The sequence below is a fragment of the Neobacillus sp. CF12 genome (assembly GCF_030348765.1).
Classification (GTDB): Bacteria; Bacillota; Bacilli; order Bacillales; family Cytobacillaceae; genus Neobacillus.
Genome location: NZ_JAUCEU010000007.1, coordinates 134,435 through 161,408, shown reverse-complemented (window position 1 = coordinate 161,408; position 26,974 = coordinate 134,435). Strand labels below are relative to the sequence as shown.

28 protein-coding genes are annotated in these 26,974 nt (G+C 35.3%); 9 read left to right on the top strand and 19 right to left on the bottom strand.

Features of this window, described 5'->3' with window-relative positions:
* Nucleotides 1-3 precede the first annotated feature (3 nt).
* From QUG14_RS00935 to QUG14_RS00915, 5 genes are all read right to left on the bottom strand, one after another.
* On the bottom strand, nucleotides 4-834 hold the full coding sequence (locus QUG14_RS00935) for a carbohydrate ABC transporter permease (RefSeq protein WP_289338544.1): 831 nt from the start codon (nucleotides 832-834) through the stop codon (nucleotides 4-6).
* A complete protein-coding gene (locus tag QUG14_RS00930) occupies nucleotides 831-1,712 on the bottom strand; it encodes a carbohydrate ABC transporter permease (protein WP_483310787.1) in 882 nt (293 codons plus the stop codon). Before QUG14_RS00930 ends, QUG14_RS00935 begins: the two co-directional genes overlap by 4 nt.
* A gap of 90 nt (nucleotides 1,713-1,802) precedes the next feature.
* Nucleotides 1,803-3,047 (bottom strand): ABC transporter substrate-binding protein, encoded by a 1,245-nt coding sequence (locus QUG14_RS00925; RefSeq protein ID WP_289338542.1) that lies wholly within the window; start codon nucleotides 3,045-3,047, stop codon nucleotides 1,803-1,805.
* A gap of 103 nt (nucleotides 3,048-3,150) precedes the next feature.
* Nucleotides 3,151-4,248 (bottom strand): response regulator transcription factor, encoded by a 1,098-nt coding sequence (locus tag QUG14_RS00920; RefSeq protein WP_289338541.1) that lies wholly within the window; start codon nucleotides 4,246-4,248, stop codon nucleotides 3,151-3,153.
* On the bottom strand, nucleotides 4,238-6,013 hold the full coding sequence (locus tag QUG14_RS00915; RefSeq protein ID WP_289344036.1) for a sensor histidine kinase: 1,776 nt from the start codon (nucleotides 6,011-6,013) through the stop codon (nucleotides 4,238-4,240). Before QUG14_RS00915 ends, QUG14_RS00920 begins: the two co-directional genes overlap by 11 nt.
* Before the next feature lie 266 nt (nucleotides 6,014-6,279).
* Between QUG14_RS00915 and gltC the strand changes: the two genes are divergently transcribed.
* A complete protein-coding gene (gltC, locus tag QUG14_RS00910; RefSeq protein WP_289338540.1) occupies nucleotides 6,280-7,191 on the top strand; it encodes a glutamate biosynthesis transcriptional regulator GltC in 912 nt (303 codons plus the stop codon).
* A gap of 558 nt (nucleotides 7,192-7,749) precedes the next feature.
* Here the strand turns inward: gltC and QUG14_RS00905 are convergent.
* Nucleotides 7,750-8,139, bottom strand: a complete 390-nt coding sequence (locus QUG14_RS00905) for a DUF5661 family protein (RefSeq protein WP_289338539.1) — start codon at nucleotides 8,137-8,139, stop codon at nucleotides 7,750-7,752.
* A gap of 472 nt (nucleotides 8,140-8,611) precedes the next feature.
* Complete coding sequence (locus QUG14_RS00900) at nucleotides 8,612-9,727, bottom strand: glycoside hydrolase family 88/105 protein (protein WP_289338538.1); 1,116 nt, start codon at nucleotides 9,725-9,727, stop codon at nucleotides 8,612-8,614.
* A gap of 192 nt (nucleotides 9,728-9,919) precedes the next feature.
* On the opposite strand from QUG14_RS00900, the gene QUG14_RS00895 reads away from it, so the two are divergent.
* On the top strand, nucleotides 9,920-10,714 hold the full coding sequence (locus tag QUG14_RS00895; protein ID WP_289338537.1) for an AraC family transcriptional regulator: 795 nt from the start codon (nucleotides 9,920-9,922) through the stop codon (nucleotides 10,712-10,714).
* A gap of 201 nt (nucleotides 10,715-10,915) precedes the next feature.
* Here the strand turns inward: QUG14_RS00895 and QUG14_RS00890 are convergent, their stop codons facing one another.
* From QUG14_RS00890 to QUG14_RS00855, 8 genes are all read right to left on the bottom strand, one after another.
* Nucleotides 10,916-11,230 (bottom strand): DMT family transporter, encoded by a 315-nt coding sequence (locus tag QUG14_RS00890; protein ID WP_289338536.1) that lies wholly within the window; start codon nucleotides 11,228-11,230, stop codon nucleotides 10,916-10,918.
* Nucleotides 11,230-11,571: a DMT family transporter gene (locus QUG14_RS00885; protein WP_289338535.1), complete on the bottom strand. Its 342-nt coding sequence runs from the start codon at nucleotides 11,569-11,571 to the stop codon at nucleotides 11,230-11,232. Before QUG14_RS00885 ends, QUG14_RS00890 begins: the two co-directional genes overlap by 1 nt.
* A 21-nt stretch (nucleotides 11,572-11,592) precedes the next feature.
* The gene (locus QUG14_RS00880; protein ID WP_289338534.1) at nucleotides 11,593-12,174 is read right to left on the bottom strand and encodes a TetR/AcrR family transcriptional regulator; all 582 of its coding nucleotides are present in this window, start codon (nucleotides 12,172-12,174) and stop codon (nucleotides 11,593-11,595) included.
* 233 nt (nucleotides 12,175-12,407) lie between these two features.
* A complete protein-coding gene (locus QUG14_RS00875; protein ID WP_483310786.1) occupies nucleotides 12,408-12,560 on the bottom strand; it encodes a DUF3888 domain-containing protein in 153 nt (50 codons plus the stop codon).
* Nucleotides 12,561-12,582: 22 nt separating this feature from the next.
* Entirely contained in the window at nucleotides 12,583-14,112 is a 1,530-nt protein-coding gene (locus QUG14_RS00870; protein ID WP_289338533.1) for an SH3 domain-containing protein, read from the bottom strand.
* A gap of 228 nt (nucleotides 14,113-14,340) precedes the next feature.
* Nucleotides 14,341-15,219: an anti-sigma-V factor RsiV gene (gene rsiV / locus QUG14_RS00865; protein WP_289338532.1), complete on the bottom strand. Its 879-nt coding sequence runs from the start codon at nucleotides 15,217-15,219 to the stop codon at nucleotides 14,341-14,343.
* Between the two features lies 1 nt (nucleotide 15,220).
* The gene (locus QUG14_RS00860; RefSeq protein WP_289338531.1) at nucleotides 15,221-15,727 is read right to left on the bottom strand and encodes an RNA polymerase sigma factor SigV; all 507 of its coding nucleotides are present in this window, start codon (nucleotides 15,725-15,727) and stop codon (nucleotides 15,221-15,223) included.
* Between the two features lie 84 nt (nucleotides 15,728-15,811).
* A complete protein-coding gene (locus tag QUG14_RS00855) occupies nucleotides 15,812-16,768 on the bottom strand; it encodes a M15 family metallopeptidase (protein ID WP_289338530.1) in 957 nt (318 codons plus the stop codon).
* Between the two features lie 359 nt (nucleotides 16,769-17,127).
* Between QUG14_RS00855 and QUG14_RS00850 the strand changes: the two genes are divergently transcribed.
* The 5 genes from QUG14_RS00850 (at nucleotide 17,128) to QUG14_RS00830 (ending at nucleotide 22,225) form a co-directional block, all read left to right on the top strand.
* On the top strand, nucleotides 17,128-18,042 hold the full coding sequence (locus tag QUG14_RS00850; protein ID WP_289338529.1) for a LysR family transcriptional regulator: 915 nt from the start codon (nucleotides 17,128-17,130) through the stop codon (nucleotides 18,040-18,042).
* Nucleotides 18,043-18,156: 114 nt separating this feature from the next.
* A complete protein-coding gene (locus QUG14_RS00845; RefSeq protein WP_289338528.1) occupies nucleotides 18,157-19,653 on the top strand; it encodes a spore germination protein in 1,497 nt (498 codons plus the stop codon).
* 13 nt (nucleotides 19,654-19,666) lie between these two features.
* Nucleotides 19,667-20,749 (top strand): GerAB/ArcD/ProY family transporter, encoded by a 1,083-nt coding sequence (locus QUG14_RS00840; RefSeq protein WP_289338527.1) that lies wholly within the window; start codon nucleotides 19,667-19,669, stop codon nucleotides 20,747-20,749.
* Nucleotides 20,746-21,837 (top strand): Ger(x)C family spore germination protein, encoded by a 1,092-nt coding sequence (locus tag QUG14_RS00835; protein ID WP_289338526.1) that lies wholly within the window; start codon nucleotides 20,746-20,748, stop codon nucleotides 21,835-21,837. Before QUG14_RS00840 ends, QUG14_RS00835 begins: the two co-directional genes overlap by 4 nt.
* 175 nt (nucleotides 21,838-22,012) lie before the next feature.
* A complete protein-coding gene (locus QUG14_RS00830) occupies nucleotides 22,013-22,225 on the top strand; it encodes a hypothetical protein (protein ID WP_289338525.1) in 213 nt (70 codons plus the stop codon).
* A gap of 341 nt (nucleotides 22,226-22,566) precedes the next feature.
* On the opposite strand, the gene QUG14_RS00825 is transcribed toward QUG14_RS00830, so the two are convergent.
* From QUG14_RS00825 to QUG14_RS00815, 3 genes are all read right to left on the bottom strand, one after another.
* Entirely contained in the window at nucleotides 22,567-23,265 is a 699-nt protein-coding gene (locus tag QUG14_RS00825) for a YwaF family protein (RefSeq protein WP_289338524.1), read from the bottom strand.
* Nucleotides 23,266-23,601: 336 nt separating this feature from the next.
* Nucleotides 23,602-24,093, bottom strand: coding sequence for a hypothetical protein (locus QUG14_RS00820; RefSeq protein WP_289338523.1), 492 nt, complete (start codon nucleotides 24,091-24,093; stop codon nucleotides 23,602-23,604).
* 393 nt (nucleotides 24,094-24,486) lie between these two features.
* The gene (locus QUG14_RS00815) at nucleotides 24,487-24,687 is read right to left on the bottom strand and encodes a cold-shock protein (protein WP_168242950.1); all 201 of its coding nucleotides are present in this window, start codon (nucleotides 24,685-24,687) and stop codon (nucleotides 24,487-24,489) included.
* 467 nt (nucleotides 24,688-25,154) lie between these two features.
* On the opposite strand from QUG14_RS00815, the gene QUG14_RS00810 reads away from it, so the two are divergent.
* Together QUG14_RS00810 and QUG14_RS00805 are read left to right on the top strand one after the other, a co-directional pair.
* Nucleotides 25,155-25,427: a hypothetical protein gene (locus QUG14_RS00810; RefSeq protein ID WP_289338522.1), complete on the top strand. Its 273-nt coding sequence runs from the start codon at nucleotides 25,155-25,157 to the stop codon at nucleotides 25,425-25,427.
* A 425-nt stretch (nucleotides 25,428-25,852) separates the two neighbouring features.
* Nucleotides 25,853-26,212 (top strand): hypothetical protein, encoded by a 360-nt coding sequence (locus tag QUG14_RS00805; protein ID WP_289338521.1) that lies wholly within the window; start codon nucleotides 25,853-25,855, stop codon nucleotides 26,210-26,212.
* 152 nt (nucleotides 26,213-26,364) lie between these two features.
* Here the strand turns inward: QUG14_RS00805 and QUG14_RS00800 are convergent, their stop codons facing one another.
* Entirely contained in the window at nucleotides 26,365-26,859 is a 495-nt protein-coding gene (locus QUG14_RS00800) for a DinB family protein (RefSeq protein WP_289338520.1), read from the bottom strand.
* Nucleotides 26,860-26,974 lie beyond the last annotated feature (115 nt).

The window sequence follows — 26,974 nt, the reverse complement described above, 5'->3', positions numbered from 1 at the left end:
TCTTCACCCCTTCGTCGCACCTTCTGCAATGCCTTTAAGGATACTCTTCTGAAAAATGACATAAAAAACAATCACAGGGATCGCAGCTAGAATTAATGCACTTAATATAGCCCCCCAATCACTGCTATACTGACCAAATAATGTGTTTGTGGATAAAAGGAGTGTATATTTTTCGTTGTCTGATATTGCAATTAATGGCAGTAAAAAATCATTCCAAATCCAGAGGACATTGGTTATACAAACGGTCACCGTCACCGGCTTCAATAATGGAAAAATAATATAGATAAAGATTTGAAATGGACGACAGCCATCCATTAGAGCAGATTCCTCTATCTCCTTAGGAATACTTTTTACAAATCCATGATAAAGAAAAATAGCCATACTTACACCTAGTCCTGTGTATACAAGGCCTAACCCCATTAAGGAATTATTCATATTAAACAGTAACATGATTTTATACAATGGAATCATAATCGAACTGAATGGAACCAACATCGAGAAAACGAAAAGGCCAAAAATAAACGTAGACAGTTTTGTTTTTGTCCGAGCTAATCTCCAGCCTGCCATTGCAGAAAAAAAAATCATAAGAGAAACACCAATGCTCGCCACAATGACTGTGTTCATTAAACTACGTGCATAGTTCATTTTTTCAAAGGTGCGAGTATAGTTTTCAAACTGTAATTCTTTAGGTAAAGATAATACATTGGTTAAAAGTTCCCCATTTGTTTTAAAGGAGTTCAGTATCGCGATGAAAAGCGGGAAAAGCCAATAAATCAAGAGAAGGATTAAGATGGAATAAACGAGTATATTTCCTGCTTTTTGCTTTATTCTCATAGCTCCTGCTCCTTTCTTTTCATCATTTTAAGTTGAGCCAATGTGAGCAGGAACACGATGACAAATAATATAGTTGATTTTGCTGTAGCATATCCATACCTTATATTTCCTTTAAACGCCTCTTCATAAATATTCAACGCCACCGATTGGGTCGCTCTTCCAGGACCTCCCCCTGTTAAGGCATAAATTACATCAAATACCTGGAAGGCAGAACTCAAGGACCAAAAAATACAGATGGTAAATGCATGTTGGATCATCGGAAAGGTGACATTTCGAAACACATTCCAGCTATTCGCTCCATCTAAAACTGCCGCTTCCTTCAACTGAAGAGGTACACCTTGGAGGGCAGCCATGTAGATTAACATTAAATAACCCACTGTTCCCCAGCTCGATACGATGATAATCGCCACGAATGAATAACGTGGATCACCAATCCAAGATTGATCAAGAAAGGCTAAACCCCAATTATCCGCAAGATAATAGATCACCCTAGTAAAAATAAACACCCACATATAACCACCAATAATCATGCTAATCATATTGGGCATATAAAACAGCGTTCGAAATAAACCTCTCGCTTTCAATCTGGATTCTATTAAAACAGCCAAAAGTAAGGCTAAGACATTCGATACGACTAATATGACCACTACATATTTAAAGGTAAATTGGATCGATTCCCAAAAATAAACGTCTTCAAATATTTCTTTAAAGTTAGCCCATCCAATCATCTCATAGGATTGATCGATCCCATTCCAATCCGTTAAGGAATAGTAAAATCCTAAAATAGCAGGATACAGTTTAAAAAGGAGATAGACGATAAGTGCTGGTAAAACATATACTAATAAGATTCTATTTTCCTTTTGTTTACTAAACATGATTATTCCTTCTTTCTATTGGATAATAAAAAAGGCGAACATTTGGCCCGCCTCTTTTGATTACCAACCATCCATCCGTTAATAGTGTTTGATTTATTTTACAGATTCAGCAAAAACTTCATCCATCCTCTTAATAAATTCATCTTTCGTAATACTTCCTATATAGTATTCCTGTAATAGTTTACCCTGTTCTTCTGTGACAGCTTGAGGAAGAACTAAATCCTGGTAAGAACGTCCCTCTTCCACATATTGATAAGCATCCGTTACCCATGGATCTGTTTCGTAATCGTGAATGGCGGCAATTGGATTGAAGCGCGTTGATTCGAATAGAGTAGAAGAATCCTTATCATCAAGTACATAATTCGCAAACTTTAGTGCAACATCCTTCACCTTACTATCGGGATGAACAGCCAAAGTTGTAGAGGTAGACAGGTTCACGAGCGTATTGGCTTTATTATTGTTAATTGGTAATGGGAACACACCAAGCTCCATATCCGGGTTTGTTTGCATGATCGTTCCAGAAGCCCACGTTCCTTGCACAAACATCGCTGCTTTCCCATTCGCGAAATCAGCTGCGCCTAGTTCAGATCCTAATTCCATGGCACGGTCCGTACCATTCTTCATAATCAAATCTATCGGACCAAAAATATCCCTCATCTCTTCATAGGAACCTTCACCTGCATACATTCTTTCCACCCAATCTGGTACTTCCCCTGAAACCTTCCCTCCAAGAGTAAGCGCTGTCATTAATTGCGGCACCCATTGCTCTTGGTAAGCTAATAAAAATGGAGTATAACCGTTCTCTTTTAATGTCTCCGTAATTTTCTCCAGCTCATTAAGCGTTTCTGGCGCTGTTAAATTTAACTCGTTGAATATTTTCTTATTATAAAGAACTCCCCATGCCTGGCTTTCAATAGGTACCACAAAGATTTTTCCATCATGCGTAATGGTCTTTTTTACATTTTCAAATAACTTTTCGGTAAATGGTTCATTTGTAAGATCCGTTAGATGTCCCGCTTTATTATAAGTTGAAATATTATTGCTGTGCAGGGTAAAAAGATCTGGTGCATCATTTCCACTTAATCGCGCTTGTAATACACTCTCATACTGGTCAGAACTCGGCATTTCTAAATTTACCTTAACATTTAGGTTTTCTTCGTCCAGCATCTTTTTTTCAAACTGATCAATATACGTTTCCCACTGATCCATATACTGCGGGAAACTCATCATTATATTCAATTCGATTTCTTCTGGATCAAACGAACTGGAGGATTCTTTGTTACTACAACCGACCATGACCATTACGATAACTAGAATGGAAGATATCAATTTTTTCATAGACAGGAACCCCTTTCAGATTAATAAAGCGCACTTTATTTGACTTAACTATACAAAATCTTAAAAGAGTTATCATTCTACTTTTATAAGATGATTCATTGGATTATTTTAAGCTCTCATGCATCTTTCCAGGGGTCATACCAAAATACTTTTTAAATACGCGATAAAAATAAGCTAAATCTGCATACCCAACAAGTTCAGCGATTTCCTTTAATGGGGCCTTTGATTCCATCACCAGCTCTTTAGCTTTGTTCATTCGTAACGCTGTCACATAATCTGAAAAACTTGTTCCAGTCTTCTCTTTAAATACTTTACTTAAATATTCTTTACTGATATAAAATTGATTGGCCGTTTGTTCTAATGTCACTCCCCATTGATAATTACTTTCTAAATAAAATTCAATTTGTTTCACATCAATACTTTTTCTCGACTTTATGAAACGAGTAACATTGGATAATGCCTCAGAGTAGAGATTCTGGGTAAATCGTAGGACATCCTTTAACGTGCTATCTTGATGAAACACAAAGGAGGTATCTTTTCCTTCACACACATCTTGAATACTGTACCCCCTATCCGCAATAAAACGTTGCAACCAATTATGGAGATCAAAATAAATACAAACGATTAAACTCTTTTCAACTCTATTCCCCTCATTCTTAACAATATAATCAATGAACCCTCTGAATTTTTGCTCCAGTAATTCCTGATTATTGGACCGTAGACATTCGTAAAGGGAAGTTTGGAATACGGTATATTCCTTGATCCAATGGACATTCATAAAACCATTTAAATCCAACGTTTGTTCTTTGAGTGTCCTAGATTCTTCCTTCAATTCCTTGGTACAACGCTCTAATTGCTCATTTAACTCATCAGGCTTTATGGGCTTTAGGAGATAATCATTTGCCTTTAACTTAACGGCACTCTTGGTATACTCAAAATCATCGAATCCGCTTACAATCAACACTTTTGCGGTATTCCCTTCTTCTCGTAACTTTCTTAATAAATCAATCCCATTGAGATGAGGCATCTTAATATCGGTTATGATAATGTCTGGCTGGAGGCGAGAAATTAGCTCGTAAGCATAGTTACCATCTGAGGCTTCCGCTACAACTTCTATTCCAAGCTCGCTCCACTTTCCGAGATGTTTAATGACTTTTCTCGTCCATTCTTCATCATCAATAATGATCACTTTATATCTCATCCCTGCCACCTTCCTTCATTAGAACTTTCATAAAGATTGTTACAACCGCTCCTTCTCCTTCCGTACTACCCACGGTTAATCCATATGTTTCTCCGAAAGACAGTTTAATACGTGAGTTCACATTATTTAACCCAATATGTTGTGCAGAAGTAATTGCCTTTGGTGTACCTTGTTTCAATTCTTCTTGGATTGTACGTAAGCGCTCACTTGAAATTCCTTGACCATTATCTCTAATGACAAGCACTACATCTTTCTCGTTCACCACATTTGCTGAAATCGAAATATTCCATTCTCCAGATTTATCTTGAAATCCATGAATCAGACAATTTTCAATAATGGGCTGAACAACCAATTTAGGCACGAACATATCCATTAGAGGATCAGAAATATTCTGTTTAACATGAATACGATTTCCAAATCGCTGATTTTGTATAAAAAGGTAGCTGTTAAGATACACAATTTCCTCACGTAGGGGAACCATTTCTTTAGAAAAGTTTAAGGAGTACCGCATAATATCGCTCAAAGCAAGGGTAATGTTATAGATCTCTTGAACACTTTTCTCTAGTGCCATACCTCCAATGACTTGTAAGGTGTTATACATAAAATGAGGATTAATTTGGGCTTGCAGTGCCCGCAGCTGCGCGTCTCTTGCATCAATTTTACTTTGGTATTCCTGCAAGATAAGCTTTTGATTCCTTTTAATCATTTCATTAAAGCTCGTATGCAATATACCGATTTCATCATCACGTTTTACTGTATTTGGTTTATTACTAGAATCCAAAGTGAGGGTTTGCATTTTTTTCGAAAGACGGATAATAGGTTTGCTTATGATGTTTGAAAACAAGATGGAGAATAAAATAGCAGCAATAATATTAAGAAGCGTAATGAGGAACCCTATTAAAAGAGTTTTTTCGAGTGAGTTAACCAAAACATGATTCGGAACAATTTTCACAACTTGTAATTTACCATCATTGACTGATCGGTAAAAATAAAAATAATCATCCGATTTTATAAACTGTTCATTATCGGCATTTTTCATTTCATTTAATCGAGAAGTGATTACTTCTTTCGATGGAAACTCACCCTCTCCCGTATTCATTTGTATGATTTCATCTTCATCATTTAATAACACAACCGATTCATCCTCAGTAGTTTTGATGCTTTCTAGGATATCACCTAGTGCTTCTGGTTTTAAGTGAATAACCATTAAAGCCTTAGGGACTTTGGTTTCAAACTGATTAATCCGGTGGATGACTAGGATTTCCTTTTCCACTCGCATGAAGAAAAGGTTCGTTTGCAAGTTTAGATTCCTTTCATCCAAGATGGACGTTTCCGATTGTGTTTCGTTTACAAATGTACCTGACCGTAAAGCAACAAATGATTTTCCTGTGAAAAGGTTGTGTAGCTCTATGGAATTAATCGTTGCATCCATACTAATAGCTGTATGAAACGCAGTCCTTATTCTCTCTTGCGCCAGGTATTCTAATTTTCTCTCTTCATCTGCCCAAGATAGGATATCATTTTTTAATGATTTATTGACCTCAAACTCATAAAATTGATCCATATACTTACTTACACTTAATGCTAGTCGGTCTGCAACCCAGTTAATGCTCATTTTTCGGTTATCAATAAGCTCCCGATACGTATCCGAATAGACCGACTTTGCAGTGAATATGGTTAGTATTGTCAGGGGGAATATGGAGATGATTAGCATGGCCGCTAAAATCTTTTTGCGGATAGATAGGGAATAGAAAAAATTCTTCATTTTCAATAAAAAGCCCCCAATCCAGATTGTAAAGGTACTTTTAAATCCACAACTATGATACTCTTAATCTCTTTTCTAATAATATTAATACATTCACTTTAGCTATACCATTAATAAGAGATTATTTTATTAACAATACTATTTATATAAATTTTTCAATTTTGCTGAATTCCTTTTCTAATACGTGTTTACAATTTATAATTTAATAATTGATGATTCCAATAATTTCGATGAAATTCATGCATTACACCTGGAGTGGTAAAAAAATGGAGACGAGACAAATTCAATACTTCCTGGAAGTAGCAAAAAGAGAGCATGTAACAGAGGCAGCTGATGCTTTGCATATTGCGCAATCTGCCATTAGCAGACAAATTGCCAATTTAGAAGAGGAATTAGGTATAGCACTATTTATACGTGAGGGAAGGAATGTCAAGTTAACCCCTCTTGGCAAAATTTTTTATGAACGGATTAAACAAGTGTGGTATTTGATGGAGGATGCTAAGAGAGAAGTAAGAGAATATTTAAATCCTGAAAAAGGGACCGTTCGAATTGCATTTCCGATTAGCATGGCAGCCCATACATTGCCTCACATCATATATGCTTTTCGCACTCGTTATTCCGAAGCAAAATTTCAAATGAGCAATGCCCTTTATTACGATTTAATAGATGGTGTTGTAAATGGCCAATTTAATTTGGCGATGATTGCCCCCATGCCTAATCTGGAAAAAGAAAAAAAGATTAGCGGGGACACCCTTTTCACTGAGGATATCGTAGCCCTCATCCCTCTTCATCATCCATTATCGGACCGGGAATCCATTCGATTACGGGATTTAAAAAATGACCCCTTCTGCGTTCTTCCTGAAGGATTTGTATTTCGTGAACAAGTTGTTCAAGCATGTAATGATGTGGGATTTTCACCAACTATAGCATTCGAAGGGAAAGATATTGACGCATTAAAAGGGTTAGTATCTGCAGGCTTAGGTGTATCCTTGATGCCTGAGATGACATTGGTCGATAATACACCTCGATCTACCGTCGTTATTCCACTTTCAGATACGAGACCCACTCGAACAGTCGGTGTAATCTACCCGGCTGACCGTAAATTGCTTCCAACTGAAGAGCTGTTTTATGATTTTCTGATTGAAACCTATGATAGATTGAATGAGTTTAAAAAGTAGCAGCAGTAGAGCCATAAGCTTTAATCTACTATAGCGTTATCTTACTAAAAAGAAGATCTATCTTCCAAGATATAGGCTAAATATAACAAAACCTTCCAACAAGTGTTTAATGGAAGGTTATTGTTATTTTTTTCTATTTTCAAAAAAGTATTGAAACCCATACAGTAGAGATGCCTTAGAAAAATAATAAAGGAAAAACTGAAATTCATTCGATAACGAAAATAAGAAATGAAGCAGGAAGAAACCTTTTTATATTATGTAGCCCGAAAAAAGGTATTGTCAGCCATGCTAGAATGACGATCGTAACATTAACTAATCATTGGATTTTTATTTTCAAATCTTTATCATCCTTTTCTTAATACCTAGTTGTTAAAATATCCTATAAACAACATTTATATGAAAAGGAATTCTTCGATTAACCTGCACAGTTAATTCAATTAGAAAAAGCTACCTATAATAAGCAGCCAGTTCTTGAGGTACAGCCTCCTTTAGCATAGGTACAATTTTGCACAAACTTCTTTTAAAAATAAGCTACTCTAATCATTTAGGTTTCTTAAATTATTTGTTCCAATAGGCTTTTGCTTCTTCCTCAAGTACCTTTAATCTTTTGTAGTAATCAGGAAATTCGTTAAGATGAGCCAGAGCAATTTTCCCAGTAATAATAGGATCATCGCCTGTAACATTCGTTTGACTGGATATTTTTCCATGTTCAAGCTCTGTATTTACTCCCATCCAAAACTCATCTAAATCAAACTTGCTTTTATTAAAATCAATGCCTAAAAGTAAAGCGATTGCTGCTGCTTCCTCTTTGGAAAATGATTTAACCCTAGTTTTAGAACGATTATTTCTATAACTGTTTGGACTTACAGTGGTTGGATATAGATATTGCGTACCATAGTTAAACCCTTTAATGCATTGGTTCAAATAAGGATTATTATAGTAATACAAAACACATCTCTCCTAAAAAGGTTGTTTTCAACAATATACGTTCGTTACCTATTTAGGAGCATGTCTTATAAAAGTTAAACATATACCTCACTCGAAGTTAAAATAGCCAGGCTGCCAGGGTTTGGTATCTGCATTTCCTATAAATGGATAATTTAGCTTTAAATTTAGTAGACCTTGATTGAAACGCCCATTATTAAGTACATTTTTTAAGGAAAATCACTTGCCTGATCCTTTTTCGTAACTCGACTCTCGTAAACTTTCATTCTTTCTTTATACAAAAGAGCCTGTTACCAAAGGGCATTGTTATCCCTTGGTGACAGACTCCTCCAAATGTTCTTCTCTATCTGTTACAATAAATCCACTCCACCTTTTATTCCTTATATGGCTATACGATTACCTATAAAAAAAGACTCACTATTGAAGTAACCAGCCCCGTAAATATAATATTCAGCAAAGCACCGTTTCTCCTATTTTACGCCTGACTTATTTCCGCACACATCAAAATAAAGGCTCCTGCTCCGTGAAGATCATTCTCGCTGGTCGGGCGGGCAATATAGTGGTTATAGTCGCCGATTCCTGTGCCGATACAAATATTGCCGATAAGGACATTTCCATTTTCATCAAACTTCAACGTATCAATCACACCCTGGTAGCCTTTCCAAGCGTATTCCATATACTTGTCGTCCAAGTAACCTAAACGGACTGCTTTAGCTACGGCTTGAACAAACAGAGAAGAACAAGAGTTTTCCAGCCAATTATCTGAGAGATGTCCTTTGTCGACCACCTGATACCATAAGCCGGTTTCAGGATCTTGGTATTTCGTTAGAGCAATTAGCAGGTCTTGAAGGATCCTTGTCAGCTTTTTCTTTTCTTTATGGTCCTCAGGTAGGTGATCGAACATTTCCAAAAGAGCTACAGGATACCAGCCGATTGCGCGTCCCCAGAACTCTGGAGCCAAGCCAGTAACAGGGTCGGCCCAATTGGCTGCTCTGGTTTCATCCCATCCATGATACAGTAAACCGGTGACTGGATCCTTTGTTTGCTTCTCCATAAGGATGGCTTGATAAGCCATCATATCGAAATAACTGCTTTCACCGAAGGTCTTACCAAACTGCACGGCAATCGGCCCTGCCATATATAATCCGTCCAGCCACATTTGATTCGGGTAATGCTCCTTGTGCCAAAACCCTCCCGATGGATTCGTCTTCCATGATTTTAACAGTGGTACAAGATTGTACAAGGCTTTCTTATAACATTCATCACCCGTTTGCTCGTACAGATTAAAGAGGAGCACACCAGGTTTAATGTCATCTAGTTCATTTGTTTTGCATTTTGGAACGCTGCCATCTGCAAGAATATGACTATCCACCCATCTTTTAATATAGTCATAATATGAATCTTTTTGAGTCAGCCCCCAAACTTTCTCCATACCAGAAAGAAAGACGCCCTGATGGTAGTGAAATCTCTCAGGTGGAAGAAATTCTGGTTCAAATTTAGCCATTAACGTTTCGCATGCTTTCTCAGCCCATTGAATAGGGGTTAGTGCCTCTGTTGAGCGCGTATTGGTACTAGACTCTAACTGACTCATCGTGAAAATCCCTCCTATATGTAGTTAAGAGTAGGTTAGCATAAAAATATGTACATTTTTTGCATATTTAATCAAAAACCTCTTATATCTTGTAGAAAATGAACCAGAGGCATAAAATGTAGATAACTAAAATACGAGGAGGCGAACAGGCTGAAAAGCATTCTATTTCAAAATGCGGAGGAAACATTCACGGTGTCACACCGGAAATCGGTAAGCCACCATATGCCCGCCAATCATTTTCACAGTACGTTCGAATTATTCTATTTAATCTCCGGCAAACGGGAATTCTTTATTAAGGATCGGACATTCGTAATTAACGAAGGGGATTTCGTCATTATTTCACCTAATATCCTGCATCGAACAACCAACACAGAAATGCCAAAACATGAACGGCTAATTGTAAATATTCATGAGACCTGCATGGCTGTATGGAATCCTTCCTATAGGAATATCCTTCAACCTTTATTCGAACAAGAGTACATCATTGTTCGTTATCCTCAGCAAGAGCACCTTTTACTCGATACGCTTTCACAGACAATCATTCAGGAGATTCAGGAGAAAAAGACAGGCTACGAGATGTATGCACTAACACTGGTACTGCAGATGCTCATTATTTGCTGCAGGGATATCAAACAATCTAGTGTTGAGCAAATAGAATCTCCAGGCCCTATGCATGAAAGAATCTCAGAGGTTGTACGCTATATCAACAACCATTATATGAATGAACTGCCGCTCCAAGCAGTGGCGGAAGAATTCTACGTAAGCCCCTATTATTTAAGCCGTTTTTTTAAAGAAATAACGGGCTTTACATTTATAGAGTACCTCAACAATGTCAGGATCAAAGAAGCGAAGAAGCTTCTGGAGTCTTCTTCCATGAAGGTGAACTTGATTTACAAGAAAGTAGGCTTCGGCAGTGTGACCCATTTTGGCAGAGTATTTAAGTCTGTCACCGGCTATGCTCCATTGCATTATAGAAAAAGAGAGTAATAAAAAATTCTAGCGTCACAAGGTGGAGGTCTATTTTTTTCACAAAATAAACCCTCTCAAAATTGCATTTTTGAGAGGGTTTATCACCTTTAATAATGAAGATTAATAACATAATTTAGCTTTGTTTTGAGCATTATTACAGGTTTGCAGTTTGAAATAATAATAGGTTGATTTCTATTCTTATTTTGAATAGCATCGGATTTAATGTGTCAGTTTCAATCCGACTACTGCGGCTAAGATGAATCCTATAAATAAAATTCTTTTCCAATCTTTTGATTCCCCATAAAACATCATACCAACAATTGCTCCCCCTATTGTTCCAATTCCTGTCCATACTGCATAGGACAGACCCATAGGAAGGCTTTTCATAGCTAATGATAAAAAACTAAAACTAATAACAAATCCCACAAATAAGATGAAATAAGACTTGAAGTTTTTTTCTCTATTAATCTGATTCATACCCGTTACACCAACAACTTCAAAAATACCCGCGAATATCAGAAATATCCAAGCCATTATACTGCACCCTCTTTTTCACCAGGTTCTTTCGTGACAAGTTTTAAACCAATTACACCAACTATAAGCAGAATAATAAAGAAAATTTTAGTCACACTGAAAGGTTCACCAAAAACAATCATTTCAACTAAAACTGTCCCAGCTGTTCCGATCCCAGTAAATACTGCATATGCCGTAGCAACCGGTACATTTTGAGTAGACTTTATCAATATAACAAAGGATAAATAGATAAGAAGAAATGTTCCAGCCCAAGAGATCAAGTTAGTTGAATACTTTAATCCCATTGCCCAAAAAACCTCAATAATTCCTGCAATAATTACAAATGCCCAATTTCGATTCATTTACATTCACTCCTCAAGTCTTTAATCATATGAAAGTCCACGCCATAGCACATACCAAGATGCATCCAATCTCTTCTGTAAACGCTCTGGACCCCCATACAGCATTTCAACAAATATTCCATCTAAAACCCCCATAAACGCTGTTGTGGCACGATGTCCACCAACAGTTGAACAAATTTCTCCCTTGGTGATTCCTTTTTCAATAATCGGGAGAAAAAGTTCTTCCAACTTGTCTAGGTACTCGTAAACAAATTTCATAACTTGTTCATTGAGATGGATTGGCGGATAAAAAGCAGTACGAATCATAAATTTTGTAGCATCGAGCTTTTCATATCGTTCTATATAATGCAATAAAAAATTATATAAGAAATCATTAATAGGTAGAGCCCTATTACTTCCTATAAAGTTAATAACGCTTGTTAGTTCATTACCAAACGAATCCTTGCATAACTGAAGGAACAACTCATCTTTCCCTTTAAAATGAGTATAAATAGATTGTTTTTTAATCCCTACCTCTTCAGCGATATGTGCTAACGATGCACCTTCATATCCATTTTTTGCGAAATATTTTAAAGAAACTTCTTTTATTAGTTCTGACGTCACATTTATCACCCTTCCGAACGGTCGTAAGGTAAATTTAACACGTACCCTTTCCCTAGTCAATTATTATTTTTCCATTTAAGTGATAAAACATTCTTCTTATCTAATTTGTTGTTAACTACCAACTCAAAAAGTGCTTAATCCAACTTTGGATTAAACACTTTTTTTCTATGATTTTAAACTATTCTTCCCTTAATCCAATAAAAAAAGCATCCCTAGTATTTAGCTGAGTATCTTTACCGTGATTTTACCATAGTCCATTCCTCTTCTAGAATGTCTCTATGTTTGTAATCAGCAACTTTAATTTCACTTCCTTTTAATCGGAAGGTTATTGTTTTTTCACCATATGGTGGGTTATGGGGTCCTTCAAATGGTTTGACCTGAACTATTATTTTGTTATTGAAAGGACCTTTATGAACCTTGTTTTACCAATAGTCCCTTGTGGAATTCTTCTAATGTGATTCCCTGTTTCATAATTTCTGTTGCGACATCTTTTCCGACATATCGAAGATGCCATGGTTCATATTGATACCCAGTTATAGATTCTTTTCCCTTTGGGTATCGAATAATGAACCCATATTCAGCTACATGAAGTTGCAACCATTCCGCCTCTTTTGTGTTCTGAAAACAAGTTGTTGCTGCACATGTTTCACTACTGTTTCCCACGTCAATTGCGAGTCCGGTTTCATGTTCACTTGTACCAGGGATCGCACTATACATACGAGCCTTTTCATACCCATCTTGTTTCACGTATGATTCAAATAACGAAATTTGTGTCTTGTGCGAACGGTAACCAGAAACACCAACAATCGTGTGCCCTGCTTTTTTTGCATCACGCACTAATGTTTGAATGGCAACGGCCGCTTCTTCTCGTAATTTTTGTTTTTCTGTGCTATTCGTAAACGGAAACGAGATTCCTGAATCGATTAAATTTTTCGGCACAAAATTTACCGGCAATTTGTTCTGTTTATTAATTAATACGGCAAGATCATCCGGTTGTGCCACCACAGGAATTAATTCTTCTTCCCATTTTTCCTTATTCCTATTTTTCACGTACTGACTGCTTACATACGCTTTTTTCTCTTTATAGAGGATTTGATACCATCCTGTCCCTGCTGCACTCACTACGTCTACACGTTCGCCTTTTTTGATAACCCCTAAAATGGCATTTTTCGTGGAAGGTCCTGTCCGAACATTCAAATTATCGGTTGTTTCATAGTTCTTTTCTTCCGATTGTTCGTTTATCATTTTTTTCACGTACTGACTGCTAACATACGCGTTTTTCTCTTTATAGAGGATTTGATACCATCCTGTTCCTGCTGCACTCACTACGTCTACTCGTTCACCTTTTTTGATAACCCCTAAAATGGCGTTTTTCGTGGAAGGTCCTGTTCGAACATTCAAATTAGCGGTTGTTTCATAGTTCTTTTCTTCCGATTGTTCGTTTATCATGATTTTCACGTACTGACTGCTTACATACGCATTTTTCTCTTTATAAAGGATTTGGTACCATCCTGTTCCTGCTGTACTCACTACGTCTACTCGTTCACCTTTTTTGATAACCCCTAAAATGGCGTTTTTCGTGGAAGGTCCTGTTCGAACATTCAAATTTGCGGTTGTTTCATAGTTGTTTTCTACCGATTGTTCGTTTATCATGATTTTCACGTACTGACTGCTTACATACGCTTTTTTCTCTTTATAAAGGATTTGGTACCATCCTGTTCCTGCTGCACTCACTACGTCTACTCGTTCACCTTTTTTGATAACCCCTAAAATTTCGTATTTCGTGGAAGGTCCTGTTCGAACATTCAAATTTGCGGTTGTTTCATAGTTGTTTTCTCCTGCGATTGCTTTTTGAATAAAGGACGTTTCACTAAAAACGGCGTACGATAGAATTAAAACAATGAATAATATAGAAATCTTCTTTCTAAATTGTTGCATCCCTGATTCTCCCCTTTTGTAGTCTATATTGTTTTCTCGACATATTTAGACGCACCAAAGGATGAGAAAAGTTTGCAATAAATGAGTAATATTTCAAATTCTTTTACTTAGTTTCAAAAAATCCTTATTTTCTAGTTAAAAATAAGTATCCTAACTTATTCCTCTCCAAGATATGTTATCAAATTCCTCTAATATCCCATATTAAATTAAATTTAAAAACCAATATTTTTACTTTATATACTCACTACCTAATAAGTCATCATAAAGTAATTCAGTAGGAATAATAAATTCTACAACCCCCATATATCCCGGTGCCACCTCATATTTATCAAAGGAAATAACTAATTTGTTTTCCTGGTTTATATAAAAGTTATGGTTTGCTGTTATTTTTTCAAATGGGTCTATAGGATTTTCCACTCCTGCATCGAGGATCCAGTATACCTTCGTTTTATCTTCCTTCATTTGCTGTTTCATTTGATCTTTAATATTTTCGCTAATCTTTTCAATGTAATTTTGATTTTCAAATAAAATAGGTAATGTTAATATCAGGTGTTTTTTCTTATCAATTGTATCGTATTTAAATGTGGTTGAAGAAGATCCTACAGTATCTACGACATATCTGCCTATAGACAATATTTTTTCATTGTCTGTCTTAATGACATAGCCGCTTTCCACTCCAATATGGCCATCTCCTTGTTTCTGCAAGGATTCCACTTCTTGCAGAAATTCTTGATAAAGCTGTTTGTTCTCTTTTAAATACTTTTCATTTAGGCTTTTTTCCAAATCTTTATCCTTCAAATTCGAAATACTGGGCACTTTTATGTTTGCATGATGTTTTTCATCGTCCACCTTATATTCTACGAAAGTCATAACATTAATTACATTCCCAATCACAGGAACATCTGATAAACTTTTAGCCAGTACTGGATTGGTATTTAATACTACCATTAGTAGTGCAGCAACAGCTCCAGAGCCGACAAGTATTTTTATAGGTGTTCTGTTCTTTTTGCGAGAACGATTTAAAGCTTTATTGACTACATCATCGAGATCTGAAGGAATTTCTATATCCATATATTTAGATTTTAACCTTTCTAGATTTTTATTCATTCTATCTCTCCTTTAATAACTTGGTTTGTTCCAACTGAATTCTTAACATAGATAATGCTCTATATAATCTAGTTTTTATAGTATTTTGATTTTCCTTCAATATCTCAGCAATTTCCTCAATTTTTAAATCCTCAAAATAGCGAAGTACTATCACTGTTCGAAACTTCTCTGGTAAATCGTCTAAACATCTTTCAAGATCAATATCCTGATAGACATCATGATTTCCATTACTATAAAACTCCAAAGTATTATTATCCATCACATTGACTTTTCTGTGTTTTCTTAAAAAGTCCAAAGATTTATTAACAACAATCCTATAAAACCAGCTTTTTAGTTTCTGTTCTTCTTTTAGATTTTCAAGCGATAAAAGCGCCTTATGAATAGATTCCTGTACAATATCTAATGCATCATCTTTATTCTTCACATAGCTAAAAGCTAACCTATAAAAATTCTCCTTATTTTCTATGATTAATTGAACAAGCGCTTCCTCTTTATTATGATTCTTCATTGCTTAAAGCTCCTTTTCTATACGAATCCTTTGTCTTACTATCAGTAAACATATAAAAAAGCCCTGGTGATCCAGGACTTTTCGTTATTTAGATACTGGTAGTGTATTAAAATATTCTTCAAGAGTAATCCCTTTAGTTGAAACATCTACCGCAACATCTTTACCTACATATCTCAAATGCCAGGGTTCATATTTATACCCTGTAATCGTATCTTTTCCTTTTGGATATCGGATAATAAAACCGTACTTAGCTGCATTTTGCTCTAACCAGGCAGCCTCTATCGTACCGGCAAAGCAATCTTCTGCAGGACATTTGCCATTTCCTCCTGTTACATCAATAGCTAGTCCTGTCTGATGTTCACTTGTACCAGGAATTGCACTGTATGTCCTTGCTTTTTCATACCCATCAATTGCTACATAACGTTCAAAAAGGGCCTTTTGAGTTTGATAAGAGCGATAAGCTGAAACTCCTAATAGAGTCACTCCCTCTTTTTTTGCCCCTGCAAATAGACGTTCTAGCTCAATAGCTGCTTCTTTTCTCATCATTCGTTTTTCACTATTACCTGAAAAGATAAAAGGAACATTAAGGTACATGAGATTTTGTGGTACAAAATTTTCAGGCAAAGATAATGATTTATTAACCACTACCGGAATACTATTCGGTTGAGCAACTACTTGAATAGAATCTTTATTTTCGACTGGTTTTTCTGCAGGTTTTTCTACTGGCTTATTGATTGATTTAGATGGTTCCTTTTTAACAGCAATTGGAGATTCTTTTACAGATGGAGATGGATTTTGTTGAATCTCGGTGATTGGTTGTTTTATTTGTTCGGGTTTTTTCGTATTGGATTGCTTTTCGATAGTTGAAGCTTTATCTCTTGAAGTTTTTTGCTCATCTAGATTATGATGGTTGTTCATTTCTTTATCATCTTTTTTTGTTTGCTGATTTGAAATTTTTGTATTTTCTTCAACAACATAGTATCGACCCTGACAACCTGAAATGATGAATAATGCTAGAACGATGATAGTGTATTTTTTCAATGATAGGTTTCTCAGAAAGGACACTCCTTTTTCTATTTATCATATAAGGATATTTTATTGAAATGATTATGTTTCATTAGAAGATGAAACCATGTGTTAGTAAACATAACGATTAATAATTCAGAACAAGAAATAAATTTTATATGAGTTCATTTTTCTTTGATTATTTTTCATCTGCAAAACAAAAGTCTCATCTATTTCTGTGACAATCATTTGATATGAGCTTAGTTTCCTAATATAGCCTCCTTTTAATAACAAGCTTTTGACTCAACTCTTAATATTTTATTATTGATTCTAAAGCATGTAAAATATCACTTAGTCATGTATACTTGATTAAAACTCATACAAAGGGGTTTACTATGAATATTGAGCAATTAGAGTATGTTGTCGAAGTTGCGAAAACAAAATCCATCTCCATTGCTTCTGAAAATCTAAAGATATCACAGTCTGGAATTAGCCGATCCATTAGTAATTTAGAAAATGAATTAGGTATGAAACTTTTTATAAGATCAAAGTCAGGAACCCTACTCACAGATGATGGTGAAAAAATTGTTAAAATAGCTTATGAAATTGTATCCAAGCTGCAACTGTTAAAAGAAGAGGCTCAAGTAATAACGACCAGTATCCATGGGAAATTAAAAATCTCATCAAGTCCGAGTCTAATAACCCTTTTATTAAAAGTAATTCCGCTTTTTAAAAAAGATTATCCTGGGGTTAAACTAGAAATAACGGAACAAGCAGAAAATGAAATTATTGATGATATTAGAAATAATAGGATTGATATTGGTTTAGTCTTCATTAATGAAAATATTCAAAACTCGACTGATTTAAAATATGGGACCTTAGTTTCCGGAACATTAAATGTCTGTGTCAATAAAAACTCACCGTTATCTTTACATCACACGTTATCTCCAAAGGAAATCTTAGATCAACCCCTTGCCATGTTTAATGGGGTTAATATGAAAAAATTTATTGAACAGTTTTTCAATGATCATGGGGAAATGGAAATTCTGTTTATGTCGAATAATTCGGAGACCGTAAAAAGAGCGGTTGTTGATGGAATAGCGATTACCTTTATTATTGATTTGGCATTAAATGATGATATCTATGTAAAGAATGGAAGCATTGTTCTTATTCCATTAATAGATTGTGGAATTACAACCATTCCATTTGGATGGATTCGATTAAATAATCAATATTTTAGCTATCTAGAAAGGGAATTTATTAAATATTTGCAAATTGTCTCAACAGGTTACTTCAAGAAAGACTCTTAACAAAAAGTGCATTACTCATTCTTGGAGTAATGCACTTTCGTTTATTTACATTCTATGAATAAATTTTCAATTAAAGAAAAAAATAATGTAAAAAAGTATCTGAGGAATATATTTATGCTAAAAATTGGCACGAATAATAAAGATGAACCTAAGGATCAATTACCTGATAAACATCACTGGAGTTTCCAACTATCTAAGTCAAATGATTTTGTTGACTATCATTCATCGTTAAAGTCATCCCAGCCATTCTGGATTGCTTATTATCGCACACTAATAAAGACTGAAATTTTAAACAGAGATGTTCTTCCATATCTGGATACCGCACTATCTCTCGCACAATTAGTTACTAAGATACCAATTCAAGAAATTGTAGTAACGGACGATGAAAAAAGAATAATTGAAAAGATTCTAAATGGTCACGTTGCCATTCGATTGCAAGAACAGGACAAACAATGTCTATTGGTAAATATTGCTAATGCTGAATTTCGACCAGTTGGTCCTCCACAAAAAGAGCCTTCGGTATTAGGACCACAGGTTGGATTTGTTGAAGAACTCGATACGAATGTCAACCTAATTAGAAAACGTCTTCCCGTACCAGAATTGTGCTCTACGGAAATTACGGTTGGAGACCTATCCAAAACCAAGGTTGCAATTCTTTATATGGATGGAATAGCAAATACCGAATTAGTAAATGAAATCACAGAACGGGTTAGTACTATCAAATACGACCATATATCTGACAGCTCTTATATTGAGAGTATGATTAGTGAGCATACTGCCACAATATTTCCATTAACAATTATATCAGAAAGATGCGACAGGGTGGTCGGAGGGTTATCGGAGGGTAAAATCATTCTGATTGTAGATGGCTCACCTGATGTAATTATCCTGCCGGTTACGTTAATTGAATCCTTTATTTCTATGGAGGATTACAGTTATCCGTGGATTATTGCCAGTGTTTATCGTTTTTTGCGTTTTTTTACATTTTACCTAGCTATATTCATTACGCCTTTATATGTTGCAATATTAACCTACCATTATGAGCTAATTCCGTCACGGCTTCTTGGAACTTTGGCTTCCTCAAGGTTTACGGTTCCTTTTCCTCCATTTTTGGAAGTCTTACTGTTGGAAATAATAATTGAATTAATTAAAGAAGCAGGCGCCCATCTACCATTCAGAGTGGCACAAACACTGGGGATTGTAGGCGGGATTGTCATTGGACAGGCTATTGTGGAGGCAGGATTAACGAGTAATATTCTCGTTATCTTAGTGTGCTTTAGCACTCTATCCAATTATATTACACCTATTTACAAAACAGGAAACAGTGTTCGCTTTATCAAATTTCCCCTTTTGTTATTAGCCCAGTTTTTAGGACTTTTTGGAATCTATATCGGTTTTTTGTTTACGCTCGTTCATGTGATTAGTTTATCATCCTTCGGGAGTCCGTTTGCGGGAATGTACCCGATTCGTAAAACATCTTTTCAAGATTTATGGTTTAGGCTCCCCTTTTCTAGACAGCAGCAAAATCCTCAGAACCTGAAGCCAGAAAAGAAAAAGAAGTCAACACGAACTATCACTTATCCCAAAAAAATAACTGATTTTAATGAATAGTAAGGAGGATCCCATGCAAATCGATACAAAATTTCAGGTGTCCCCTTATTTATTATTATATATTATTGTTGCATCTCAGGTAGGAGTAGGAATGTTAAGTTTTCAACGCAACGTAGCAAAAGAAGCCGGTTACGACGGATGGATTTCTGTACTGCTTGCCGGTATGGGAATACAAATAATGATGTTTATAATGTATAAACTGGTCAGTGCTGCAGATGGGGATATCATTAAGATTCATCAAATAGTATGGGGAAAATATATAGGGGGATTATTCAGTTTCATTATCATGTTATATTTCGCTTTAATCAGTCTTTCCGTTTTACGCTCGTATATCGAAATTGTTCAGGTGTGGATTCTCCCCTCCCTACCGAGCTGGATCATCTCCAGCCTATTAATGCTACTTGTCTATTATATAATTTCTAACGGTTTTCGAGTAGTGGTCGGGATCTGCTTCTTTTCGGTCATTTTTCCGATGCTTAGCCAATTGCCTCTGTTTATTTTTCCTATTCCTTATTACCACATGGATAATCTGCTTCCAGTTTTGGATCATTCGTTTTGGGACCTCATCAGTGGAATAAAAGGGAGCATTTATACGATGGCGGGGTTTGAAGTGATTTTAATGATTTATCCTTTTATCCGAAAAAATCAAGTGACTCAAAGATATGCTCATATAGGGATTCTTTTGACAACAGTGTTGTATACAATGTCTGTTCTCAACAATTTCCTATTTTTCAGTGAAAATCAAATTCGTAAGCTGATATGGCCGGAGCTGACTCTATCGAAACTCATTCATTTTTCATTTCTTGAACGTTTTGAATATATATATATTTCAATGTATATGCTCGTCATAATAGCCATTCTTGCTATATTTTTATGGTGTGGGAGCAGGGGGTTGAAATTATTATTCGGAGTCAAACAAAAGTATCCGCTTTTGTTTTTGCTTTTATTTAACATAGCAGGGTGTCAATTTCTAACAGATAGGGAGAGTATTACTGCCTATCAGGATTGGGTGAGCTATGTTCATATAGGGCTATTTTATGTGTATATCCCCATATTATGGATGATATTTATGATATGGAAAAGGAGCAAGGTATGAAAAGGCCTAAAATATACGTCTTTGTCATAACATTGTTCTTACTTGGAGGATGTGAACCACTGCTTCCGACTAGAGAACTGAATGAATTGGATATCATTCAGGGAGCAGGGTATGATGAAGGCGAAGATGATTTAATTCAAAGCCATTTTGTCTTTCCCATTTTCAAAGGCGGGAAAGAGCCTCCTACAGCAAAGACTATCTCGGGAATCGGAGATAGCAGCAAGGAATCTAGGCAGGATGCTAGCCGAAAAACACGTTTTCAGCTGGTTAGCGGACAAATCCGGATCATCCTATTTAGCAAAAGTCTTTCCGAAAAAGGGATATTTCCTATTCTAGACACCTTCAATCGTGATCCGACCATCGGGAGGATCTCTCAATTAGCCATCGTGGATGGTAAAACGAAAGAACTGTTGAATAAGCCATTTAAAGAAGTAGAAAATATCGCGTTACATCTGCAGGAAATGGTGGAACAAAATATTAAAAGTGAAACCATTCCGATGACTGATTTTAATACCTTCATGTATCAATATTATCAGGACGGCTATGACCCATATCTGCCCATCATCTCTGTAAAAGGGAATGAAATTATCATTTCTGGTCTAGGGATCATGAAAGATGACAAATTGGTATTGGAAGTGAAAAAAGCCGACACTTTTATCTTTCGAAGTTTGGTTGATGAACAGAAAAACGCTTTTCACCAAGCAACCTTGTCAAATGGAGATAAAATTTCTTTTGAAAGCATCAAGTCAAAACCAGTTTATCAATTTAAAATGAATGGGAAAGATCCTACATTTACTATATCCATAAATATGAAAGTGAGATTTCTGGAGTATTCCTCTCATTCTCACGGATCAGGTCCTCTTTCTATAGAGAATATTGAAAAACAATTGGAATCCCAACTAAAAAGGGACGGATTAAGACTTATCACCCAATTTCAGAAAGAAAAGGTTGATCCCTTAGGGCTTGGCGCCAAATATGAAGCACATTACAGAGCGTTTGACTCAGATAAATGGAACGACATCTATCCCAATGTTCCTGTTCAATTGGATGTAAAGGTTCACGTTATCCAAACCGGAATCAGTGAATAAAAAACCAGATTAATAAACTATTCTGCTCGTTAGTTCATCAAGATTAAAGCAGTATTGTCAAACGTATCTGTAATAAAATGACAAATTTATGAATCTGGCGAAAAACTCTTTTCAATTTCAGTTTTAATTGATATTATTCCTATTAGAACAGTAGGAATAGTGGGTGTTTTCAAAAATGTCTTTGTATGAAAAATTACCAAGTGATTTTTTGATTCAATTTTATTATGAAGTGAAGAAAATGATTTCAAAAGGATTAGTTTCTAAAAATATGTACTATGAATTAGGACTAATAATTGCAGCTGCGTCAAGAAGAGGGATACTATTGGATAAGCCAAAGGATTTTGAACAACACATTGTACACGAATTAATAATGGAATTAAGTAACTAGAATTCCGCCGTGATTGATTAAATAGTTCATAGTAAAGGTCTTCCATTAAACAAACAAAAAAGCCACTGATAAAAATCAGTGGCTTTCTTCAACTAAAGCACCCGTTACTTTAAGTACATTCCTTCACAAACTCATTAAGTAAATAAAAGTTTTGTTTTTGTAAAAGACATACAAATGGATAAATTTCTCTTTATTGATTCATCAATAAATCGTCGTAAAATATTTCGTGAATTGTTTGCAGCTCTTCTATTTCATTTAAAATGTTAGAGAAGGATCCTCCATAGCCTCCTTGCACCGGTTAGACTGTGAAGGGATATGATTCACCAATCATTGTCTCTACTTTAATGACCTCCTATTTTCATATTTTCTTTTTTTTGTAAAATACCCATTGGAATATACGTGATGATACATACAATCAGTGCGACGATCTCAAGACTAATGTTATACATTATCCCGCTTCCGAAAAATAATAATAATGTCTCGGCTTCCGAAGGTGCTGCTAAGAAGAAAAAGTTGGTGCCAAGCAGTCGATTCAAGAAAAAAATAGGTAAAGCAATTAGATTAATAATGAAAAAGCTGGATAAAATGGCCTTCCTGGGAACCCTGTACCCTTCAAAAAAGATAAAATACAATACTGCTAACGGGATGGCTGAATGTTTAAGGAAATATCTTATAAAACGAAAATGAGGAAATTGGTGGATAATATCTGGTGAAATCATACTCAAAATAGGAGGAAGTGTACCGATAAAAAATAACAATTGAAACATTTTGGGGTTTTTTTTCAAGAATAAGAACAAAGCCAAAAAGGCACTAATGGAACAAACCTGCAATGGAAGATCACTAACGGTCCATTCCTTTATTACAATTAAATACAATTGTAGGGTTATCTCACAAACAAGCAAAATAGTAAATAATGACCACTTCAAAATGGCTTGGTATTCCTTAAGTTTCTGTCTGTAATAAATGAAAAGGGAAAATGAAGTAAAGAAGATCAATAATGTAACAATATGGGGCAAGGAAAACAACGTGAAATCCCGCATTTCTGTAGCAGAAAATATGATTTTGTCACCTCACTCTGTATAAATGATCTGTTCTCTTTAATGTATTCAATAACCCAAAAAACTTGACACGACTTTAAAAAAGAGATACCACTCATCCCTTCAACCATTTCAACCCTCTATTACTGTTATCAATAAATGAAACGAAAATTTCTAACCATTAAATGGTCTTTATAAAAGAAAATGGCTCAGTATTCTGAGCCATTCTCTTTTATCTTTTCAATTTTCTTATTGAACTAAACTGCACCGTTAGTCAAAAAAGGAAATAAGCATTACCGTTGTTCCAGTAATGCACCCATTCGTTTAATAAGTTATTTTCTATTTAATGTTGATTTCACACTTTTCTAAAAAGTATGTTGTTTTATTTGTTCTCTTTTTTTTAAACCACTTTTCAAACCACAAGTGGATAAAACCAATTATGATTCCCCAGACAAAAAGGAGTAGAAAGAAACCGGAGGAATCTTCTAACGCTTCTTTAATAGAAAAACCATCTAAAAGCGATAATAGTCCGGATGCAGTAGCCGGCAGGACTGATAAAGTTAGTGCTTGGAGAAAGATACGCCACTTTATCTTTTCTACATATAGACTAAACAGTATTAAAATACCACCAATAATATAGGGAACTGGAGTAATTAAAGAAAGTGCGGAAATAGCAATTAGCGGAAGCAGGTAAGAAAGAAAATCTAGAATACTTTTTCCTTCCCCCTCTCCCATAGCGTAAGCAAGAAAGACAATAGGGACAATCGTTGCTACGACTCCTGCAAAGAGCCCACTTATAATTTTTCTAATCCTTTTCTTTTTGTCATTCATTTTTACACCCCTATTTTAAACTATTATATATTTAGAGAAAGATACTATAAAATTCGTTTCCAATTTAAAAAAATCCTTCTTCAGTTATCCTGCTTCGTTAGTGGAACAAGCAAAAAAGGCTGCCGCAGCAGCCTAACCCTTCTTAAACTCAAGCACCCGTTAGTCGAATTACGCCAATAAAGATGGACAATTTTCCCACTCTCTCCATAAGCACTTTAAAATGTTTATTCAAAGGTAATTAGGAGAATTCTTGATAATATGGTACACTTTGTTTACCATTTGATTTACTTGTTTACATGTGCCCTACTCATTCGTGAGTGGGGCTCCTTGTTTTTAAAAGGAGCAATAAAAAAACAGACTCTATAAAGAGCCTGCTTTAGTTTGTTCTTATTATTAAGCTTTACGCACGTTAGCCGCTTGAGCTCCACGTTGACCTTGCTCAACGTCAAAAGAAACTGTTTGACCTTCGTCTAAAGATTTGAAACCTTCGCCTTGGATAGCTGAGAAATGAACGAATACGTCTTCTCCGCCTTCACGCTCGATAAATCCGAAACCTTTTTCTGCGTTAAACCATTTTACTTTACCTTGTTCCATTTTGTTTCCTCCTGCTGTGTGCTTTGCACACAATGTGTTACTATCCTTGCACTCAGTGATCATCAAGACGAAAAGTTAATCTTATACTATCCTTTACACCGATCAAAAATAATTCTTCTAAAGTTTAACATTTTTTTAAAATATTTGCAAGAAGACATAAATGCAATCATATTTGCCACTCATGAATTTTCATATCTGGTTTTGGATTCCTATGTTGTTCTTATTCAAGTAAAGCCGCCCGTTTGTTGAACAAGCACCTTCTCTTCTATTGGACATTATCTTTACCCATAAATGGACTTATAACATATCTCCTTCACATAAAATTTATGTTTTTATGGACAACCATGCAGACAATTAGAAACAATCTGAATATCTTAAATTGAATTAAAATTTCCTTTTAATGGAGGTGTTCTTTTGTCTGAGATGTCTGAGAATCATAAGATTGCCAATGTGAATGTGTTGAGGGGATGGCAGAACAGCTTAAAAAAAACATAGGAGAAATCGTTGTTGTTTTTGAAAGAGATGGTTCCTTTGTTTTTGGCACAATAAAAGATGTACAAGATGATTCGATTCTTATCCTTGGAGACCTATCCTTCAAATTTATATGTTTTTGTGGTAGCCCCAATCAGTTTACAGTTGAAAAATTTGTAATAAGTATTTGTGAAATCACAGAATTTGGTGTTTTACTCCCAGCTCAACGAGATGCGATATTAAACGCTTTTCAAAATCAACTCCGATAACTGACAATTAAGAAAGTCTACCTATAACCAGCTATTTGTTGGTTTTTTTATTTTAAAAAACCTTCTTGTTTATTACACCGTATGAGGCAAATGCGATATAAAACCATTTGTATTTTTATCCCTGTTATTAAACTAAACTGCTCCGTTAGTGCAATAAGAACTGCACCGTGTTGACAGCCAGTTAATAGTTAAGAAAATACTTGCAAATAATAAATACCAAATTAACACCTAGAAAAAAATAAGGACGTGGTTATAATCAAATAAAAATATTCGTATTTTGTATTGTTCTAACCTTTTCTTTTTCGCCTATAGTTAAGGCTAGCTACACGAGCGAAGAACTTCAAAAGGTTTATTTTGATATTGGCTTCAAAGAAGTTCACGAGGCTTTAAACGAAGGCAATAAACATTTTAAGCAAGAGATAGCCTTGCCAGTACCATTGCCTCCAGTTGCTTTTACACACAGTTTCGGAAGGTTCAATAATCTCGATGACGAAATAAATGATAAGTATGAAATTGAATACTTGCATAAGGATATACCTCAGAACCACTATATGATTTTTGTCCAACCAGCAAAGTACGGCTTACCAATTAGAAAGGAACATATTGACAGAACCTTAAAACTAAAAGACGGAAGTAATGCGATTTATAGTACGAAATTTGCAAGAGGAATTAACCTATTAGCATTTGAAAAAGATGGATTCCAGTATGTTTTGAGTGTAAATAAGAGAATATCGGACAAAGTAACATCCGAAATATTAATGGAAATCACAAATTCCATAAAGTAAAGTGAAAAAGCATCAGTTTTAAAGCCGATGCTTTTTTATTTCTTGTTCAACTAACCTGCAACGTTAGCTCAATAAGAAAAAGCCACCAAATGGCAGATTGATCCTCAACTTTAGCACCCTTTAGTTCAAGTAGGCGCTAGTGCAACTTTTATTTATTTATCTTCTCCTGCATCTATTTTCCAGCTATTTTGCAACTTCCGGATATAAATGATCTGACCAATGTGATATGCGTTATGAGTTGCCACATTTCCGAGTATTGCCCACCATTTCACGTGTCCAGGAAAACCATTAACTTCACTCTCAACATTTTCTTCAGATAATAACTCTTGCCAACGTAAAAGCACCTCTAATAGTTGTTTCTTTAAGCCAGCAAAAGTATGATTTTCAGGAATAATAAAGCTGTTATTATTATTTCCTATGGAAGGCACAGCATCAACATGAGATTTTTGGTACCTTGTTTGCCATGTTTGATTCCAATATAGTAGATGCTGCACAATTTCAGCAATACTATTACTTTCTTCGTTTGGCTTCCAAAATGCATGTTCCTCAGACAATCTTTCTACTGAATCTGAAAATGGTAGGTACCAACTAGGGTCATTGGCATTTGCCAACAACTGATCCGATAAAACATCTTTTGCATGAACCATAACCAACACTCCTAATTTTTATATACTGTTTTTTCTATATATTTATACAACCTCATCTTATTATATTCTACATAGTATATTGATTGTCTGTTCTTATTAAACTGCTTCTTTAGTA

Bases quoted from the DNA above. Each gene is read 5' to 3' on its own strand.
- QUG14_RS00935 (WP_289338544.1), bottom strand. From the start codon at position 834: ATGAGAATAAAGCAAAAAGCAGGAAATATACTCGTTTATTCCATCTTA.
- QUG14_RS00925 (WP_289338542.1), bottom strand. From the start codon at position 3,047: ATGAAAAAATTGATATCTTCCATTCTAGTTATCGTAATGGTCATGGTC.
- QUG14_RS00920 (WP_289338541.1), bottom strand. From the start codon at position 4,248: ATGAGATATAAAGTGATCATTATTGATGATGAAGAATGGACGAGAAAA.
- QUG14_RS00915 (WP_289344036.1), bottom strand. From the start codon at position 6,013: ATGAAGAATTTTTTCTATTCCCTATCTATCCGCAAAAAGATTTTAGCG.
- gltC (WP_289338540.1), top strand. From the start codon at position 6,280: ATGGAGACGAGACAAATTCAATACTTCCTGGAAGTAGCAAAAAGAGAG.
- QUG14_RS00900 (WP_289338538.1), bottom strand. From the start codon at position 9,727: ATGAGTCAGTTAGAGTCTAGTACCAATACGCGCTCAACAGAGGCACTA.
- QUG14_RS00890 (WP_289338536.1), bottom strand. From the start codon at position 11,230: ATGGCTTGGATATTTCTGATATTCGCGGGTATTTTTGAAGTTGTTGGT.
- QUG14_RS00885 (WP_289338535.1), bottom strand. From the start codon at position 11,571: ATGAATCGAAATTGGGCATTTGTAATTATTGCAGGAATTATTGAGGTT.
- QUG14_RS00870 (WP_289338533.1), bottom strand. From the start codon at position 14,112: ATGCAACAATTTAGAAAGAAGATTTCTATATTATTCATTGTTTTAATT.
- rsiV (WP_289338532.1), bottom strand. From the start codon at position 15,219: ATGAATAAAAATCTAGAAAGGTTAAAATCTAAATATATGGATATAGAA.
- QUG14_RS00860 (WP_289338531.1), bottom strand. From the start codon at position 15,727: ATGAAGAATCATAATAAAGAGGAAGCGCTTGTTCAATTAATCATAGAA.
- QUG14_RS00850 (WP_289338529.1), top strand. From the start codon at position 17,128: ATGAATATTGAGCAATTAGAGTATGTTGTCGAAGTTGCGAAAACAAAA.
- QUG14_RS00845 (WP_289338528.1), top strand. From the start codon at position 18,157: ATGCTAAAAATTGGCACGAATAATAAAGATGAACCTAAGGATCAATTA.
- QUG14_RS00840 (WP_289338527.1), top strand. From the start codon at position 19,667: ATGCAAATCGATACAAAATTTCAGGTGTCCCCTTATTTATTATTATAT.
- QUG14_RS00835 (WP_289338526.1), top strand. From the start codon at position 20,746: ATGAAAAGGCCTAAAATATACGTCTTTGTCATAACATTGTTCTTACTT.
- QUG14_RS00830 (WP_289338525.1), top strand. From the start codon at position 22,013: ATGTCTTTGTATGAAAAATTACCAAGTGATTTTTTGATTCAATTTTAT.
- QUG14_RS00825 (WP_289338524.1), bottom strand. From the start codon at position 23,265: ATGCGGGATTTCACGTTGTTTTCCTTGCCCCATATTGTTACATTATTG.
- QUG14_RS00820 (WP_289338523.1), bottom strand. From the start codon at position 24,093: ATGAATGACAAAAAGAAAAGGATTAGAAAAATTATAAGTGGGCTCTTT.
- QUG14_RS00815 (WP_168242950.1), bottom strand. From the start codon at position 24,687: ATGGAACAAGGTAAAGTAAAATGGTTTAACGCAGAAAAAGGTTTCGGA.
- QUG14_RS00810 (WP_289338522.1), top strand. From the start codon at position 25,155: ATGGCAGAACAGCTTAAAAAAAACATAGGAGAAATCGTTGTTGTTTTT.
- QUG14_RS00800 (WP_289338520.1), bottom strand. From the start codon at position 26,859: ATGGTTCATGCAAAAGATGTTTTATCGGATCAGTTGTTGGCAAATGCC.